This is a genomic window from Aminipila luticellarii (assembly GCF_004103735.1).
Taxonomy (GTDB): Bacteria; Bacillota; Clostridia; order Peptostreptococcales; family Anaerovoracaceae; genus Aminipila; species Aminipila luticellarii.
Genome location: NZ_CP035281.1, coordinates 2,054,193 through 2,071,547 on the forward strand (window position 1 = coordinate 2,054,193; position 17,355 = coordinate 2,071,547).

General features: G+C 41.6%; 19 protein-coding genes. 1 reads left to right on the forward strand and 18 read right to left on the reverse strand.

Features of this window, described 5'->3' with window-relative positions:
* Nucleotides 1-12: 12 nt before the first annotated feature.
* The 13 genes from cas1c to EQM06_RS09515 form a co-directional block, all read right to left on the reverse strand.
* Nucleotides 13-1,041, reverse strand: a complete 1,029-nt coding sequence (cas1c, locus tag EQM06_RS09460) for a type I-C CRISPR-associated endonuclease Cas1c (protein ID WP_128746202.1) — start codon at nt 1,039-1,041, stop codon at nt 13-15.
* Nucleotides 1,038-1,697 (reverse strand): CRISPR-associated protein Cas4, encoded by a 660-nt coding sequence (gene cas4 / locus EQM06_RS09465; protein ID WP_128746203.1) that lies wholly within the window; start codon nt 1,695-1,697, stop codon nt 1,038-1,040. Before cas4 ends, cas1c begins: the two co-directional genes overlap by 4 nt.
* Nucleotides 1,694-2,527: a type I-C CRISPR-associated protein Cas7/Csd2 gene (cas7c, locus tag EQM06_RS09470; RefSeq protein WP_128746204.1), complete on the reverse strand. Its 834-nt coding sequence runs from the start codon at nt 2,525-2,527 to the stop codon at nt 1,694-1,696. The genes cas4 and cas7c overlap by 4 nt, the downstream gene beginning before the upstream one ends.
* Nucleotides 2,508-4,460, reverse strand: coding sequence for a type I-C CRISPR-associated protein Cas8c/Csd1 (gene cas8c / locus EQM06_RS09475; protein WP_164914420.1), 1,953 nt, complete (start codon nt 4,458-4,460; stop codon nt 2,508-2,510). Before cas8c ends, cas7c begins: the two co-directional genes overlap by 20 nt.
* Nucleotides 4,460-5,227 carry a type I-C CRISPR-associated protein Cas5c gene (cas5c, locus tag EQM06_RS09480; protein WP_330548324.1) on the reverse strand — a complete coding sequence of 256 codons (768 nt, stop codon included), beginning with the start codon at nt 5,225-5,227 and terminating at the stop codon, nt 4,460-4,462. Before cas5c ends, cas8c begins: the two co-directional genes overlap by 1 nt.
* A 13-nt stretch (nt 5,228-5,240) precedes the next feature.
* Nucleotides 5,241-7,583, reverse strand: coding sequence for a CRISPR-associated helicase Cas3' (gene cas3 / locus EQM06_RS09485; protein WP_128746206.1), 2,343 nt, complete (start codon nt 7,581-7,583; stop codon nt 5,241-5,243).
* A gap of 467 nt (nt 7,584-8,050) precedes the next feature.
* Nucleotides 8,051-8,299, reverse strand: a complete 249-nt coding sequence (locus EQM06_RS09490; RefSeq protein ID WP_128746207.1) for a phage holin — start codon at nt 8,297-8,299, stop codon at nt 8,051-8,053.
* Nucleotides 8,289-8,495 carry a hypothetical protein gene (locus EQM06_RS09495; protein ID WP_128746208.1) on the reverse strand — a complete coding sequence of 69 codons (207 nt, stop codon included), beginning with the start codon at nt 8,493-8,495 and terminating at the stop codon, nt 8,289-8,291. Before EQM06_RS09495 ends, EQM06_RS09490 begins: the two co-directional genes overlap by 11 nt.
* Before the next feature lie 9 nt (nt 8,496-8,504).
* Entirely contained in the window at nt 8,505-9,236 is a 732-nt protein-coding gene (locus EQM06_RS09500) for a M23 family metallopeptidase (RefSeq protein WP_128746209.1), read from the reverse strand.
* Nucleotides 9,218-9,448: a hypothetical protein gene (locus EQM06_RS09505; RefSeq protein WP_128746210.1), complete on the reverse strand. Its 231-nt coding sequence runs from the start codon at nt 9,446-9,448 to the stop codon at nt 9,218-9,220. The genes EQM06_RS09500 and EQM06_RS09505 overlap by 19 nt, the downstream gene beginning before the upstream one ends.
* A 117-nt stretch (nt 9,449-9,565) precedes the next feature.
* Nucleotides 9,566-9,694 carry a hypothetical protein gene (locus tag EQM06_RS13265; RefSeq protein ID WP_269140030.1) on the reverse strand — a complete coding sequence of 43 codons (129 nt, stop codon included), beginning with the start codon at nt 9,692-9,694 and terminating at the stop codon, nt 9,566-9,568.
* Between the two features lies 1 nt (nt 9,695).
* Nucleotides 9,696-9,956 carry a hypothetical protein gene (locus tag EQM06_RS09510; RefSeq protein ID WP_128746211.1) on the reverse strand — a complete coding sequence of 87 codons (261 nt, stop codon included), beginning with the start codon at nt 9,954-9,956 and terminating at the stop codon, nt 9,696-9,698.
* Between the two features lie 8 nt (nt 9,957-9,964).
* Nucleotides 9,965-10,984, reverse strand: coding sequence for a pyocin knob domain-containing protein (locus tag EQM06_RS09515; RefSeq protein WP_128746212.1), 1,020 nt, complete (start codon nt 10,982-10,984; stop codon nt 9,965-9,967).
* A gap of 79 nt (nt 10,985-11,063) precedes the next feature.
* Between EQM06_RS09515 and EQM06_RS09520 the strand changes: the two genes are divergently transcribed.
* Nucleotides 11,064-11,558 carry a stalk domain-containing protein gene (locus EQM06_RS09520; protein ID WP_128746213.1) on the forward strand — a complete coding sequence of 165 codons (495 nt, stop codon included), beginning with the start codon at nt 11,064-11,066 and terminating at the stop codon, nt 11,556-11,558.
* On the opposite strand, the gene EQM06_RS09525 is transcribed toward EQM06_RS09520, so the two are convergent.
* From EQM06_RS09525 to EQM06_RS09545, 5 genes are read right to left on the reverse strand one after another with little or no spacing between them, the layout of a single operon-like run.
* Nucleotides 11,555-13,402 (reverse strand): phage tail spike protein, encoded by a 1,848-nt coding sequence (locus tag EQM06_RS09525; RefSeq protein ID WP_128746214.1) that lies wholly within the window; start codon nt 13,400-13,402, stop codon nt 11,555-11,557. The genes EQM06_RS09520 and EQM06_RS09525 overlap by 4 nt on opposite strands.
* Nucleotides 13,402-13,935 carry a phage distal tail protein gene (locus tag EQM06_RS09530; RefSeq protein ID WP_128746215.1) on the reverse strand — a complete coding sequence of 178 codons (534 nt, stop codon included), beginning with the start codon at nt 13,933-13,935 and terminating at the stop codon, nt 13,402-13,404. The genes EQM06_RS09525 and EQM06_RS09530 overlap by 1 nt, the downstream gene beginning before the upstream one ends.
* 10 nt (nt 13,936-13,945) lie before the next feature.
* Nucleotides 13,946-14,344, reverse strand: a complete 399-nt coding sequence (locus tag EQM06_RS09535; RefSeq protein WP_128746216.1) for a phage tail fiber protein — start codon at nt 14,342-14,344, stop codon at nt 13,946-13,948.
* Complete coding sequence (locus tag EQM06_RS09540; protein ID WP_128746217.1) at nt 14,344-14,892, reverse strand: distal tail protein Dit; 549 nt, start codon at nt 14,890-14,892, stop codon at nt 14,344-14,346. Before EQM06_RS09540 ends, EQM06_RS09535 begins: the two co-directional genes overlap by 1 nt.
* A complete protein-coding gene (locus tag EQM06_RS09545; RefSeq protein ID WP_128746218.1) occupies nt 14,889-17,189 on the reverse strand; it encodes a phage tail tape measure protein in 2,301 nt (766 codons plus the stop codon). Before EQM06_RS09545 ends, EQM06_RS09540 begins: the two co-directional genes overlap by 4 nt.
* Nucleotides 17,190-17,355 lie beyond the last annotated feature (166 nt).

Genomic DNA, 17,355 nt, shown 5'->3' on the forward strand with positions numbered 1-17,355 from the left:
GCCCTTTCCTCCTTACTTCCATAGAAACGGCGGATAACCATCCAAATCGCCGCGTATGGTTCGAGCCAGCAATAAGGCTTGGCAATATGGAACCAATCCCCATTCAATCTTTTCTTTTAAAAACGGGTGGACGATTTCCTCTTTCTTCCGATTTTGCCATGAGGATAAAAACTTCTTACGAGACTGTGCCGATAAGTATACCGCCCCTGAACTCTGAACTTCAAAATCGCTTTCTGCTACTTCGCTTCGATTTATCAGGGAAAGTACGAACCGATCTGCAACGTGTGGACGAAGTTCTTCCATCAAATCCAGCGCAAGCGAAGCCCGGCCAGGCCTGTCTGCATGTAAAAATCCCACATAGCTATCCAAACCAACGACTTCAAGAGCATGTCGACATTCGCTTGCAAGCAAGGTGTAGGCAAAGGACAGCATTGCATTAACCGCATCCGTTGGCGGGCGACGATTTCGAGTTTTAAAAGTGAAGAATTCTTTGTTTTGCAATATCAGTTCATCAAATGCAGAGAAATAATAGTGTGCGGCATTTCCTTCAGCGGCTCTAAGGGTTTCACCGCTATCAACGCTCAAAACCTGTTTTAATTGTTCGCTGATAAAGCTGCTTTGCTTTTTTAGCAATGGCGTATCAATCCTTAAAGAGTAATCTCTGATCCCTCGTTCAATCACCCATTTCTGATTATGCAGCTTCCCAAATATAAAGGCTTTTGCATATTCCAATCCACGATTATCATCAGCAATGCGATACTGTTCCCGCCTCAGGAGTACATTCCCGCTTGATTCCCCATGAAAGGTGCCATAGTATTTGCCATACTCACTCAAAAAACTGACAGAAATTTTCCTCTTTACACATTCTCCCAATAGCTGTGGAGTAGCCCCATAATAATTGAATAAAACAATTTGTTCTAAATTCAACAACGGGACGCGAATCAATAGTTCATCTTCTTTTCTGACGCAGACATTTTCCGTTTCAAGATAAACCTTTGCATCGGTTTGGGTCACAAACAAAACATTTAATAGTTTTTTCATTCCAAGTGCGCCTCCATATACCTTTTCACAGAGGTCTTGTCCGCTTTCCCGAGGTTGGGCAAACATAGCTCCTTGATACTGCAACTTTTACAGTATTTTCCTTTAACAGCTTTTGGCGTATATTTTTGCATAAATAGTTGATGCATAGTTGTCACCGTATCCTTTAGCGTGGTCCGAAGCTCCAGCGTAAATGCAACCACTTCCCGCCTTCGCGGTTCCCCATAAAATAATGCGCCGTTTTCGATTTTCACGCATAACATCTCTTCCAAGCATACGGCCTGCGCACAAAGCTGCAGTCTATCGCAATCATCCAGTTTACTTTTGCCACGCTTGTATTCCACCGGATAGGGGCTCCACAGGTCTGAATAACCGTGCAGGGATACACCGTCATGGGATTTATGAAACTCAACGATGTCACACTCACCTGATATGCCCAGTTCAGACGACCGCACCTTCAGCCCACGAAAAATAATCAAATTGCCGCGTTTTTCAACGGACTCCCCATTATGCGCTTTGCTGTGCAGCAGCCTGCCCCCAGTCGTTAAATAGTTCTCGTTCCATTGATCCTCTATGTGAATAAGTGCCCATTGACGAGGGCAGAAAGCATAATGCTGAATACCCGATAACAATAAGTAATCCTCTTCTTCGTATATCATGATTCTAAAACTTCATACGACAATCCATCAAGCTCTTCAATGGTTACAGACCCATCTTCCCCTACGTTTATGCTGTTATGGACTTTTGCCGAGGAATATTGCCCGGATTTACTGTTATGAGCAACCCATACGACGTTAAGCACCTGCATAGATCCGCTTGGACGGGCCGACGATTCATCCCCTTCAAACAAGGAGACAAGTACATTTTTAATGGCATCTGCATCTCCATCGGAGAAACCAGTTTTTTCCGCAAGCTGAGGGCTGATGCTGCCGTAGGTCACATAAACAGCCTTGGAAACGCGATGCTTCATTCCCATAGTATCGGAAGATTTCTTGCCATCAGATGTTGGATCACCATTTACAGATTTAGTGATTTGAATGGATTCAATAACAATAGGTTCTTTGCTGAACGCAGATTGTATGGTAACCGGACCCCGTATGCCCATTGAAACCTCTGCGGTGGTACTGCCTTTCTTGAATGCAAAGACTTGACCGAAGGAGCGAACATCCATCCATTTTTCGCAGGCTTTTGCAGCGACGGTGTCTTTAACCTTCTGTTCATCTTTACTTAACGTTGAAAGAAAATCGTTGAATCTCTCGGAAAGTGATTTTTTCCCATCCCTATTGTTTTCATCCATCTGAACAAAAATATCGCTGCCAAGCTCCTGTAATCGATTGCGGATTTTGCGCTTCAAGCACACATCTGAAACCTCACCCAATCCGTCACTGGTTGTACGGGGCCGGTTGCCACCCAAGGGATCTCCGTTGGGGTTTGCATTCTTCACCGTAAAGATCAGTGCGAAATCAATTTTATTCTGTAATGTAGCCATTGTCTGTTCCCTCCGTTTTTTCATTATTATTATTTTTAAGGAATGCCCTGTTCTGTGCCGCATAGCCCAGAAGGTATAGCGGAGAAAGTGGAGAATTATCTTCGTAATCACCCTCTTCAAATAAAACCAGAATGTTGTCAATCAAAGACTGATAATAACCTGCCCCATTCAGCTGGTTCCTGTAAGGAATCAGTTGATCATACAGTATCCCCCAGGTGGAATGCGGTTTTACCCGAAAGGCACTCATGAGTTTTGTTGCATTTGTCGGTCTTGTATTCTGCTTATCGGCTTTGTAAAGGGCTGCGCTTTCAAGCTTGTCCGCAACCGACAGCAATCTGCCGAACAGATAGTCTCTGTTCGTTCTGTCCGTGTCTAGTTCCAATGGTATCTCCTCCTTTTGTTGTTTGTAAAATTTTCGTGTTAATGCACACGTTATGCTTAGGGCTCGTTTCCAATCATTTTCACTAAATTTGCCGTTTAAATCCATAAAGCCCATGGGATTTGAAGCTCGATTTGCCGCCATTTCAACCATATTCTTGGGAAACGCAAAATTTCCAAACATGCACTCCAAAAGCTGCTTGCGCGTATTCTTTTTTAGTATTTCATAGGATTTATCCCCATGGGACTTCCCATAAACTGCAAACACTATGTCATCAAAAGATGGCGCTCCGATGTAATGGATCGGCGTATTTTTGTCTTTACCATGTTCATCTCTTTCCTTTTTCCATGCAGTTAAGAAATAAGAGGTATCGCTATGCCAGTTGACGATGTTTTCAAGATATGTATTCTTGGGAAGCTCCTGATAAAACACTAATCCCATCCTACCGGTGGTCGCCGCATCGAAGACGGCAATACAAATTTTACAAAAATGCTGTTTTATATCCTTTGCATTTCCGAATCCTTGCAGAAGATTTTTCAATTTATCGGCATAATCCGCGTAAATTCCTCCTTTTGTTCCCGATAGAATGTCCGCTTTTGTTTTAACCTCTTCCATATTCTCGAAAAAGTCCAAGGAATTATCTTGTACCTTTGCTTTTACCTCTGTGTCACGATCCACACCCCAGGTTACAATAACCTGAGAATCAGCCGCATAACCATAATTGGCAATGAGCCAACGCAGCATCTGATGCATTTTTTGAGATTGGATGTAATCAACGATTACCGCATCGTTTTGTTTTGCAAACCGCCCTCGGAACGTAAAGCCGCTTGTATCATTGCATGAAAGTAATTTCGCATTTCCTGTAAGGGAATTAATATTCTTCGGATGCTGTGCTGCAACTTGATGAACCACCTCTCCGCTTAAATAATCAAAGGCTTCCTCGTTGAAAGTTGAATTGCTACTCATATTGTCGATCCAGGCATTGCGCAACTCGGTGCTTTCCCAAACCTTTACCATATTGTCCGTCATCTGTACAATAAAGCGTACCCCCAGCTTCCGTATTTTTTCCTTATCGAGCTGGCTTTCCCCATGCTCGTCCGTTTTTGTTTGATACTCACTCTCTTTAAAAATACGGCTATTCAGTAAATCATCCATCATGGTTTTGCCTGATACATAAGTATAGATTGCATTAAGCTCAGGAATATTCCCTTTCCATGAATTCAGCTGGGAGAGATAAGCTGCTATTTTACCCTCATTTATGTCGCCCACATAATCCAGTTGATCGCAAAGGGAATGTGCAGCTATTCCGGAAGAACGCCCTGCTGAGATTTCCGTGCACGGTGCAATAATCGTCGTTTCTTTATTGTCGCGGCTTGCACGAACAAATACTCCATCTTCGTCAATTGTCACACAAATTTGAGACTTAAATGTCATATGCCCAATGGGCAGCAACGTTTTCTTTTCATTGGCATTGCCGTCAGCATCCACCTGGACGATGCCCACTGCTTCTGAACATTTCTCATAGGTTTCAAGTAAATTCTGAAATAATCCCACTATTCATCACCGCCTTCAGTTTCCACAGGCAATAGATTCTGTCCTATGACAAATTCTTTCATCTGCTGGTTTTCAAACACCGTTCTCCGTTTAAGAGAAGAATCGCTAGGCGCCGGAAAAAGAATAATCCCATCTTTCATTGTGCAATTATAAAAACGCACATCGAAATTCCGTAACGGTATTCCTTCCTCATTTTTTGTTGGATTTTCATCAGGATAATCAATTCCGTGGAACATAAAACCGAAATTCAGCTCTCCATAATCATCGTAAAATCCACTTCCACGCCCAAACTCACAGTGTTCAACATAGCCTTGGCATTCCCGTGTGCCCAAAAATATATCCCGCCGACCGCCCTTTCCAATACTGCGCTTTGCGATGTTGTGATGCTTATTTTCATTGCGGTCGTTTTGTAATCCGGGTCGATTTTCATTCCATTCAAAATGAGCCAGCACCTGATATCGGGCCTCCTTGAGATAAGTATAATAGGACAAATCATTTCCACCATTCATTTTAATGGGTCGAATGCCTTTTCCCTCCGTTTGAATTTTATTCATGACCCGAACGGCATCAATCACCCAGATAAACGTGGGCTTCCAATAAACGGACTCTAGTATACCCTTCAACGCCTGATACGTGGGTACCTGATAGGAAAACTTTTCACCCCCAACTCGGGTGATGGGATCTGAAAACAATGCATACTTTCCATAGACTTCAAACTCTACCGAGTTTCGCTTTTTTATCATTGCTTCCAACATTTCATCTTTCATTTTTTCCTCCTCTCTATATGATAAGATCATCTTGAATGATCTCTAAAACAACGCCTGTTTCTTCGGAATAGTAACTTCCGCTAAGAAGTAAGATGGCCGTTTCCTCATCAAGGATATCTAAAGCACCTTGTTCGGATAACTTCTTCCACTCCCATTCATATAAAGAAACACTGTATTTTTGAAGCTTTTTCATGATATGAGCCTTTTGTTTTGTAAGGATTCCAGTAGGCTGCTTGCGGAAATCTTCGATGAGACTTTCAGATTCACCAAATATTACAATAGCCGATTTTGTATTCTTGTCTATCACGCTAAAGTTTTCCCCCGCAGAGTGGAAGGCCTGAGGAATACAATGGGAAAAAAGGGTGCCGGTTCTATTTTTATAATTTCGCTTTCCATAGCCATTTCCGGAAAGCATTTCATAAATCCATTCACCTTCTGCCGTGGGATAGTCCATTTGATCATCTTTCCCAGAAAAGTAGCGCTGATAAAAGGTCGCCATGACCCGCTCATCCAACAAATCTAATTCATCATTTTTGCCGTGAATAATCTGCTCCGTTATTTCTTTTCCAGATTTTATGTCCATGAGTCTATCCAAGTTTTCATCTTTCAATGGGAAAGTATATACGATCTTCGGCACAGCGCTTTCCCCATTTCTATTGCACCTTCCTGCCGCTTGGGCTATGGAATCCAGACCGGACATTGCCCGCACAACACAAGCAAAGGAAATGTCAACGCCAGCTTCAATCAGCTGGGTAGAAACACAGATGACTTTTTCATTCTCTTTTAAATAGGTTTTCATTTCATGGATGATCTGCACTCTATGGTTTGGGCACATAGAGGTACTGAGGTGCAAGATTTTAAAAGATGCTGTTTTACTTTTTAGTCGATTGTATATTTCCAGCGCAGATTTCCTTGTGTTCACGATAATCAGACAATTGCCGTTTACATTGGCCTTTTCAAGAATAAAGTCCGAAGCAGTCTCACAATCTTTCTCACTTTCCGCCGAAACGGTTACCCTCTTCATGCCTTTAAATTCCTCCGTACAGTCAATAAGCTTAGCCTCCTCGTGAAGCAGTAAATTGGTGCGTTGAGTGGATTCCAAAGTCGGCTGGGTGGCTGAGCAAAGGATAATAGTGGCGTTCAATATTTTAGATAAAAAGGTGACGACTTCATTAAAACAATGGATTGCCTTTATAGGCATGGACTGAATTTCATCAAAGATAATAACCGAATCTGCCATAGAAGCAAACTTGCGAAGCTTACCACTTTTTGCTGACATGACGGACTCCAAAAACTGCACCATAGTCGTGAGAATAACCGGGCTGCTCCACCTAGCGGCACTTAGCTTTCTTATTTCTGAAGCCTTGTCATCCTCCGGCTCCACAATATTGGAATGATGTTCAAAGATCACGTTATTATCATCTGGTAAATTCAAAATATCCTGCAGCGTGTTCCCCGTCTGCTCAATAATAGAAAGGTAGGGTATGACATATATGATTCGTTTTTTATTATATTGTCTGCTATGGTGGAGAGCGAAACGAAAAGAGGACAGAGTCTTTCCTCCGCCTGTTGGTACAGATAGCTGATAGATGCCGGTTTCCTTATCTGCCGCAGCTTTGCATTTATCGGATACAGCCCCTCGTATGATAGATATGTTTGAATCGATTGGAAACTCGGAGAGTTCATTTTCAAATATAAGGATAAGGGGCTCCCAGTCAAAGGGCTGATTGGAATAGGTTTCATTTATATCGAACAAATACGCATCCAGTCTGTCTGCATCTACAAGGCAAGAAAACAAATACTTCACAAACAGTCCCAGTGCGAAGTTTGCGCTACTTTTATTTTTATAGACTTCTTTAATTTGAGCCAACAAGCCATTGACCTCCGGCTTCGCATGTTCAAACAACCTTTGTAGTTCAGCTTTTTCACTTTCGCTGATCTTCCCTTTTATCTCGTCTAAAAAATACTTGGGATCACTGTCCTTTAAAAACTTATCAAAATAATTGGTGGTGCCATCAGGCGCAACTCCGTCAGCAAGGTGGTTGTGGTGTGCTGTTACACAAAACCCAATTATTTCTTTTATCAAGATTTCAGATGCACAATCCGTTGGAAGCCATTCATTGGATAAAAAGGCTCCTTGCCAAGCATGAATCACGCTGCCGGGTTCGCCTCCTTTATTTATGTATTCTTGAAATTCTGCTGATACCTTTCCCAAGTCATGAAGATAGGCTAAAAGTTTAGAGGTATTTGGAAAATGGGACATATCGTTTGAAATTTCAGCTACATTCGTTGAATGCTCCCATAAACTTTGTACTTTACCCTCTGAACTCTTTCTGGCAATTGATGTTTCATACATGTTCAACACCTCATATGAAAGTTTAATATTTCTAATTAAACAAATATATCCTATTTAGAATAAAATATCACATAAAAAGATAAATTACAACTAATCCAAACCTGTTATTTATGTCAAAATACGACAAAGACTAAATAGTTTTGCAAGAATCAGCCTTATTACCTCCTCGATGTTTTTCTTTTCTTTCGAGTTCGACCCTCCTCACCCTTTCTGATCAAAGACATAAAAAAATGAGACACAAGGCCTCATTTTTTATGTCTGGTGGAGATGAGGAGAGTCGAACTCAAATTTTTGATAATGATATAATATGTTATTAAAGGCTCAAACGTGTTAATTTGAACATGTTGAGCCTTTTTATTAATGCTTAAAAATGTTTATGAATGTTAGCCGATTTTATAGTTTTACGACAACTTTTACGACAAAAAAATTGTCCAATGGCACTTCTGGGCAGCCAAAATATGAGGTGTTTAATTCGGTTTTTTATAAGTAAGTGCTCTTGTACTGTCTCCAGTCCCGGACGTGGTTGGATCCACCAACACGCCAACGGCAACTAAAAGGTTAATAACTATACTTATGCCCTGTGCGACTTGATCCTGAGAGATCGGAGCAGTAATCCCTAAAATACCCAGCACCTGATACACAAAAGCCACTACACAGGCAACCAAAGCCGCCAGAGTGGTTTTATTCTTTAATCTAAGTTTCCAGTTAATTTTCATGGTATTCCTCCTTAATTTCATCTATTCTGTGGTGGGCAGATTTTACAGACTGCTCCACTACTACCATTCTTTCCATGAGCCCGTTGTGCTTATCTTGCTTCTTCTCGAGATTATTTAACTTCGTAATGACCATTCCTCCGAAGCTGCCAAGTGATACAGCGTATACGATCATCTGTATCCAAAATTCTGTTGTCATTGATGCCTCCTATTTCTTGCTATCTGCGTACCTTTTATTAATAATCATGCACCTGGCCATATCTTCTGTTATATCCAGATTCCCATTCTCATCACCCTTCAATGCGCCGGCATTGACCAGTGCCCGAACTTCCTGCTGTAAACTTTTTGGTAATTCTTCTACCTTGTTATATCTTTTCATTTCCTCTTCCTCCTCTTCAACTTTTAACAGATCTTTTAAATATGGCAGCGGATCCAGCCATGAACTTTTACCATCGGGATCAGCCATGCTGTAACTTGTGCAGATTCCAAAATGCAGGTGTGGCCCTGTGCTGTTTCCGGTGCTGCCTACCGCGCCTATAACAGTTCCTGCTTTTACGCTCTGGCCTGCTGTTATTTTTCGGCTACTTAAATGCGCATGGAGAGTATAAAAGTTGCCATGGTCTATCACTATGTAATTTCCATAGCCTTTGCCGTTACCTTGCATCTTTGATACTATTACTATGCCGCCAGCTGTAGCTTTAACTGGCTTATTGTTAACAGCCTGTCCCGTGGTAAGCTTGTTCAGGTCCACCCCGTGGTGTATCTGCTGTTTTTTGGTTATTGGGTTTACCCTGGGCCCGTAAGCAGCGGTACCTTTAACTGCGTCCAGGTTTAAGTTATCAACCGGCAGGCATTTTAAATTAATCATTTTATCCCTTCTTTCTGCAAATGAAAAAGGGGGCATTTCTGCCCCTGTGTGGTTTATTTTTCTTCCAGCCATGCTACATCATTATGCAATTCTGCTAAATTTAAATCGTCCGGAATTTTATAATGATCTTTATTGCCCTTTGTCACCTCGATCAGCATGGCTCTGAATACTTCATTTGTTCCATAAGTTTCCCCGGTTTCAGGATTTCTGTTGTTCTTCTGCATAAATGTGTATACTCCGTTGTCCATATACTTCTTGTCAAATTGTGCTCTCTTAGTTTTCATAATTGTCCTCTCCTTCTGCCGTTACCGGCTTTAAAAATGTATTAAAAAAACACGCATCGTGCGTGCTCCTATCAAAATTATTTAACTTATATTTTCTGCGCTTAATCAAATGTTAAGTTAAGAAACTTGTGGTGTTGCAAGAATAGCATCGGCTTGTTTTTGGTCAATCCATTTAGGTACGCACTTATTAACTCTTGTAGCATCAAAATTACCCAATATCCATTGGTTTAATATAAAATCGTACATATTACACCCCCATCAATATTGCTATAGCTTTTTCAGCACTTGCAAGTCTTTCTGCTTCTGTTGGCTCAGGTATAATATTTACAAGAGCATTTATTTCTTCTTCACTTAGCCCTTCAACCCATTTTGAACCATCCCATTTAGGCTTATAAAATCCATCAGAGCAAAGAGTTTCAATACACTTTGTTGGAATTTTCTCGCCGTCTTGAATAATAACATCTTCAACAAATAATCCGTTTTCGTCTATTTTAATTACCTTTTTCATATTTCCTCCTATGCCCCTGCTCTAAACGTAATTCCATTGAGGTCTAAGAAATTATTTGCACTTACTCCCCATAGCCCAATTTTCCCATCGGCATGAAAATTAAGTGCAGCAAGAAGATTTGATGAACCATTATAAAAAAATGTATAATGAGTTTCGTCACAAGATGGGCGATAGCCTACTGGTAAAGTAAATATAGTAGTATCATTAGCAAATGTTCCGCCTGTAATTCTACCTCTTAAACGAACTACCCCAAACGAATCTTTATAATATCCACAAGGCAAAGTCCCTTGATTAGTCCAGCCATTCTGTAGTGTTGGTGCAATCCAATCCTCTTGTTTGGTAGTTGCTATTTCTTGCCAAGCTGACCATGTTTTGTTTACTGCATCTGCTGTATACCTAACGTATGTTTTGTTGAATTGTATATCATGGTAAATTTGTGTTGCATACACCGTTCCGCTTGATAATATCTCTACAATTCCATAAGTCGAGCCACTAGGCCTATTTATGCAACTTGTACAAGTATATATTGCAGGTATGACAAAATTATTTAAATCATGTGTTGAGGTTAAATCCCCCATGCTTTTAATTGCCTTGCTTAATGAAGCGTTAACCTCGGTTATTGCACCAACTAAATTACTCTTTTCAGTAGTAGTAAGATTGCTTAAGATTCCTATTTTATTGGAAGTTTCTTGGACTTCAGTTTTTGTTGCTTTATTTGCTTCTAAATCTTCGATATTCTCTTTAAATGCTCTATAATCGTATTCTGTAAAATTTCTGGCGATTATAGTTCCTGTGCTCCACGCCGCAGGATTGCCCTGGAATCCTCTTTCTACCGTCAGAGTGTTTCCGTCTATAGATAATACTTTTATAGTCTCCGCGTTGGTTCCCGTGCCTAAGGTCATCAAATTCGGGAGCTGATCCGGAACCCTTGTTGGATCTAAGACATAAATTAAAGTGTCAGAGTTGGATATACTATTTGTAATAGTTGTTTCCGGACTGTTTACCATGCCTTTATACATTTCCTGCATAACATCACCTTCCTTTCCAAATTTTAGTTGTTTTTCCTCATTTCTATGATATTATTAAAATAAAAAGGAGAAAAATGTCATGAAAAAATTTATTGCAGGCCTTGTTATTGGCCTTTTATTTACAAACACTTTTGCCTTTGCCGGAGATAGTATCTCCGCCGTATTTTCTAACTTTAATTTTGTAGTAAACGGACAAGCCAAAACAGTTAGTACGCAGCCTATTGTATATAACGGTACGTCTTATTTACCAGTGCGAGAAATCTCTAACCTTTTAGGATATACCGTTAATTATAAGGCAGACAGCAGAACGATCGAATTATCAGACGCAAGTCAACCGGCACCAGTAGACGATCAAACTAATGTTACAAATACGAGCACCGATACATCTGATCTGATTAGCATGCGTGATTTACACGACAAATATGGTGTGGATATATCGTTTTGTTCCGGCGAGGGATTTAATGGCGTTCGTTTGACATATAACGGTAAATCTATCGAAAAAACGGAGTATATAACTATTGATGCCAAGGGGTATTTTAACAAAGGTATTTTGGCAGAATTGGGTATTAATTAATAATCTCCGCCGCCCCTACTTTGGGTAAATATTTGCAGGAATATATTGGCTGCCACTCTGGTCATTTTGTCTGGGATGATTTCTATGGTGTGCCATGTATTCCTGTTTATTTTTCCGCTGCTGTCCACGCTCATGTATGGCACAACATCTATATCCTGATCCTCTTCAATGTCCGGTAATAAATTTCCATCTACTCTAATAGATACCATATCCGCCGTCTCTCCCTGATAAATCCCAAATTCAAGATCGTGCGTATGATCTGCAAATGTCACTGTGTGGGTATGCGCCGGTATATCAACTGTGTGTTCATGTTCTGGTATTTCTATATCATGTTCGTGCGGAGTATCTAAAAGATGCCCGTGTTTCCCGCTTTCGTAAAAATAAACATAGCCTCCGTCAGCTAAGGCAAGTTTAGATCCGTTTCGTATGCCGTGGTTATGCTCTCCCGAATCATGTATTATGTCCGGTGTCCCTGGTAAGGTGATGCCCCATTCTGTGTTTATTGATGTTTGTATTTTACCCAATGATGCCGATGATGTTTGTGAGCTGTTTCCTCCGGCTGAAGTGGACTCTGTGCTTGCACCTCCGCCCCCGACTGCCTTTGAGTAAGCTCTGAACGCTTCAAACTGAAAATTAAGGATACATTTATTTATCCTTACCATGGTATCCGGTATGTAAACTTTCATTACTGCCGGATGATCTGGATCGGCATTGTCCGCAAACGGAATTACCATTTGATTGGTCGCTCCCTGGGCATAGACTTCATTGATCCTGGTTCTGCTTGCGAGGTCTGTTATGGTTCCCGCTATGTCCTTCGATTTATTAGCAACTTCTATATTTATCGCTCCCGGATTACCTCTTACATCGGATTTTACGACCGATACGATTGGTAGGTCCTCGATGATGTCATCCTGCTTATCTACAATCCTTACAATATCCCCAGGAAAGAACTTTTCAAACTTCTCCGGACTTTTTCGGTGCAAGTCAATAGCCTTGACTTGATATGATTTATATGGGTTCTTAAGTTCGTTCAACACGCTTAGTCCATATGCTTTTAAGGTTTCAGGGCTTTCAAAGCGCCGATCCGTTAAAATGCTTGCTTTAATGCCGTAGGTTGTTGTATTGGCTTCCAGATATGGCACACCGCCATTTACGCTTTCTATTCCAAGTTGGTTATCCCCTTCTCCGTATCCAAGACAATAAAGCCTCGTTACTACTTTTGTAGAGTCTACTGTTTTTTTGATCTCCAGCATGTTTTTACTGTACATGATGTCTGCTTTAAACTTTGTTGGCAGTTTTTTTAATTTCAAACGCCAGATCGTTCCGGTCGTGTCAAACTCCCATCTATAAGCTTCGTCAAAAACCTCCGGGACCGAGTATAGAGCGGCGAGCAGATTCTCATTCTCCCATTTATATTCAAATCTTCGGTCAAAGTCGCATTCTTGGATTTGCCATCTACCCGTTGTTTGCCTGTCCAATATGTATCTTAATACTTGCACCGTGCCGATACTGTCTCCACCGATCTGATGGTATTTAAACATTACATCATCGAGCAGTGTCGCCAGTACATGTTCGCACTGGTAAGCGATTACACCTTTCATATTCCTTGTCAGGGAAGATGGCATAATCCTAAATAATTCAATTCTTTCTTTTCCGTCAAATATTTCTACATAATTAAACGGCTGGCAATAGATGTTTTTGGGGTCATCGGCCGGCAGCGAGAAGCTTGCCAGCCAAAGCTCGTTTAAAGCAAGATCGTATCCAATATCAAAAGCATTTTGCAAATATGCAAGCTTTTTCATGTTTTGATCATATACTCTTATGATGCTATCCATCGGATCCATTATAACCACCTATCCTTCCATATTACGTCAAACGATGCAGTTCTTTCTTCGCTGCCGTCTGTATATTCCAACGTATTCAACCCACTTAATAAATTAAAAAACTCACTATTGGCGTCCATATATTCCATTACGCTCTCTCCATTTAAGGTTATAGACATATCGCACGTATTTATTATTAATTCATCCCCCGGTTTAAGCGTGATCCCGGTAAGATTAATAGAAGCTTCTCCTGTTAGTGTTTGGCTTGCTGCAGTCTTTAAAGCCATGTTCCCCGGATCGGCCTGTGCTATAAAATATTTCGTTCCTTTTCCAGTTCCTTTTAAGACCAATGCCGCCAGTGCGGCGGCATATTTTATAACAGTTGCGACAGATGTTTGTTGCATCTTCATACTGGATGTGCCGCTGGCCGCTATAGTTCTTCGAGCCTCCACGGATGCGGCGGTTAATTTCAGGAGAGCAATTCCGCTTGCTCCGGAGCTTTGCCCGGAGCTTCTGTTAAATCCTTCGCGATTAAAAGGTTGCCTATTGAACATCTTGCCCTCCTTATTCCATGGTTATTTGTAAGCTCCCTGTTTCTATGGTGAACCGGTTTCCAGATTGTACATTTTCCACTTTGGAGAATGTGCCCCTGCACAAAAGATTTCCTCCTGTTAGCGCGGATCTTATTCCCCAATGTGATATGCTTCCCCAATCTGCTGTAGCAATGGGAAATTCAACTTTTTGATTGTTTGAAATAACCCCTTTATCCCCCGTCTGTACCGGTGCGCCGAACGTCGTTTGCTGTCTCGTATATCCTCCGCCATTTACTTCGGTCCCGGTGTCGGCATCCGTGGGATCGTTTATGTACAGAGCCAAATATACAGCCGTAGGTTGTGCTACGGACTGATTTCTAAAGAAATAATTTAACATAGCCTCTTCAAGCCAGTTGCTAGCCTGTGCCATTATATCGCCGCCTTTCTTTTAATATTTATATCCTTTATATCTGTATCTCCCATATTTTTTATGGTAATGATGCAGCACGTTTCTATGCTCCCGTTTACCTGGGTGTTTACTTCCGCCGGACTTGCGGTTAACTGAGTGTTTACCTGTCTATATTCAAGACTCTCCGCGAATGGCTGGCATTCGAAATTAACAGTTAATATCCCGGCCGGAACGAGTTCTATTTGCTCAATCCCGATATATCCATACACGCCCGCCTCATATGCTTTATCCGGTTCATCATCAAATATGAGCATTCCCTGCCCGCTTAGCCATTTTGCTATGTCTCTTGCCTTTAATCTTAATTCTTCGTGGTTTGCGTTTTCCATCAGGCCGAGTATTACAGATATAGTCCTTTTTTCATAAGTATTCATCCCATAATCGGTAGCCCCATGTTTTCCCGGTATTGTAAATTCATTTTTCCGGAGTTCTGGAATCACGCTTCGATCATCACTTCTTACTCCGATTCCAAAAAATGATGAATGTATATTTCTAAAGCTGAGCCCTATCATTTTGGTTTCCTCCGATCTGCCTGCTCTTGCAAATTGTTCAGTTCTGCGGCTACTTTTTTAATATCATCGTCGTCTCTAACGTACATGTTCTGTACTGTTATCGGTGTGCCGGTCCTATTATAGCTTCCGGCCTTTTGTAGAGCGCTTGCGATAATCCCGTCAAGTTTTTCGATCGGAAGTACGGCTTCTCTTCCGGCTTCTCCGACGCCGATAATGCTTGGAGTATTGAAAATGCCGCCTGTTTTATACCAATTTACGCTAAAGTCTGGTACGGATGGCGGCGCTAAGCTAAACTTGCCTTTAATATCAAAGTGTGGTAGCTTTATTTTCGGCAATTTCCACTCAAAGTTAAAATAGCCTTTTATGGTGGATATTGCACCAGATATGGCGTTTTTAACTGCGCTGAATATACTATCAACTTTATTTCTAAAACCGTCCAGATTGTCATACAGGAGCTTGAAGGCCCCTGCGAAAGGATTTACAATTAAAAGTAGTAAGCCCTGCCAATTATTTTTTACAAAATCTATTACGCTGTTAAAGTATCCTTTTACGCTATCAATGGCCTTTCCTATAAAGTCTTTTACATATCCGAATATTTCTGTCGCTTTTGCTTTAATTTCGTCCCAATTTTTATAAAGTGCTATGCCGATTGCAATAAGCGCTGTTATGATGCCGATTGCGATTCCCACTGGGCCTGCTAATGCTGTAAATGCTTCTCCAAGTGCCGGGAGAACCGTCATTATTATTCCGACGTTGCTTATGAGGCTGCCTATTATAACAATAAGCGGTCCTATTGCTGCCACGATTCCTGCGATAACAATAACTATTTTTTGTGCACCTGGGGACAGTTTGGAAAACCAATCCGCCAGTGACTTCAGGGCGGGTGCTACAGAATTGGTTATAATATCTGCAAGCGTCAGAAGCGCAGGGCCAATGGCACTTTGCAGATTTCTTAAAGCGCTTTCCATGGCTTGGCCTGGATTATTTTCATACATGGCTGCAGTGGCCTCTTCTGTAGCTCCCTGGAAGTTTTTCACGCCATCAGCGCCATCTGCCATAGCTAAAACGACTTTAGATCTTACATCCTCCCATTGTGTCCCGAATAACGCTGTACCTGCTGCGTTTTGCTTTATTGGATCATCCATTGCCGCAAGTGCGGCTACTGTTGCCATAAAGGCTTTTTCTCCGGCTTCTCCACCCTCTGCGATTGCAGATCCCATATCTTTAGCATTCAGCCCGATCATGGCGAATCCCTGCGCCGTTGTATCAGAGCCGTCCTGAGCACGGATATTAAACTCTTTTACTGCGTCCGCAACCTTGTCCAGGTTAAATGCGCCCGCCTGCGCTCCTGATATAAGGATTCCGAGCATTTTATCTGCGGAAAATCCCATGTCTGCGAACTGCGGCGAATATTCACGCAGCGTATCTAACAGCTCTCCGGAGTAGTTACCTCCCTGCTGAAATCCGACCGTTATAAGGTCAAGGGCATCCTGGGCTGAGATCCCGAAATTGTCTACCATGGTTTTTGTGGTAGCTACTACGCCATTCACATCCTCTCCGAATATGTCGGCTATGGTCATGGCCCCTTCAGTCGCTTTGGTTAAGGCGTCTCCTGCCAGTAAAAGGTTTTGTTTTACTAAAACAACCGCATCTGACGCTTCTCCGATATTTTCTCCGAATCCGTTTTTCCATACTTCTTCTGCGGTATTTCCTAATTCCTCTGCTTCTGCTTTGGTCGCTCCAAGGGAGGCTTGCAGTTTTCCCTGCGCATTTTCAGCGTCAATCGCTCCTTTAAGGATGGCCCCTCCTGCTGCCACGATTGGAAGAGTGACACCAACTGTCATTTTTTCTCCGACGTCTGTCATCTTGCCGCCGATGTCCTGCATTTTTTCGCCAGTGCTTTTCAGGTTGTCTCCTACTGTTTTCCACTTGTTGTTTGTTTCATCCAGTTGATCGGTCATCTTTTTTAGACTTTGTTCAGTGTTGATTACCTCTCTTTGGATATTTCTGTATTGATCTTCGCTTACCTTCCCCTCTTTAAACTGCTGTTGTACCTGCTTCTCAGCTTCTTTTAAGGTATCTAGCTTTTGTTTGGTATTTTCAACCGAATCGGTAAGGAGTTTTTGCTTTTGGGCTAATAATTCAGTATTCTTCGGGTCCAGCTTCAGCAGCCTTTCCACCTGTTTTAATTCGCTTTGAAGGTCTTTTGACTTGGTGTTTACTTCTCCGAGTGCTTTGTTTAAAGGCTGCACATTACCGCCGATTTCGATTGTTATTCCTTTTATTTTCCCTGCCAATTTCCTCACCTCCTAATATCGGTCAAAATCTGCTTGTGTCGCCATTGAAACGGTCGAATCCTCTTTTTCTTCATCCGACAAATGTTCGTTGTTGAAGGTGATTACGTAATCCATAACCATTCCGAATGTCATCTCTTCGAATTCCGATATGGTTAAGCCTCTTTCT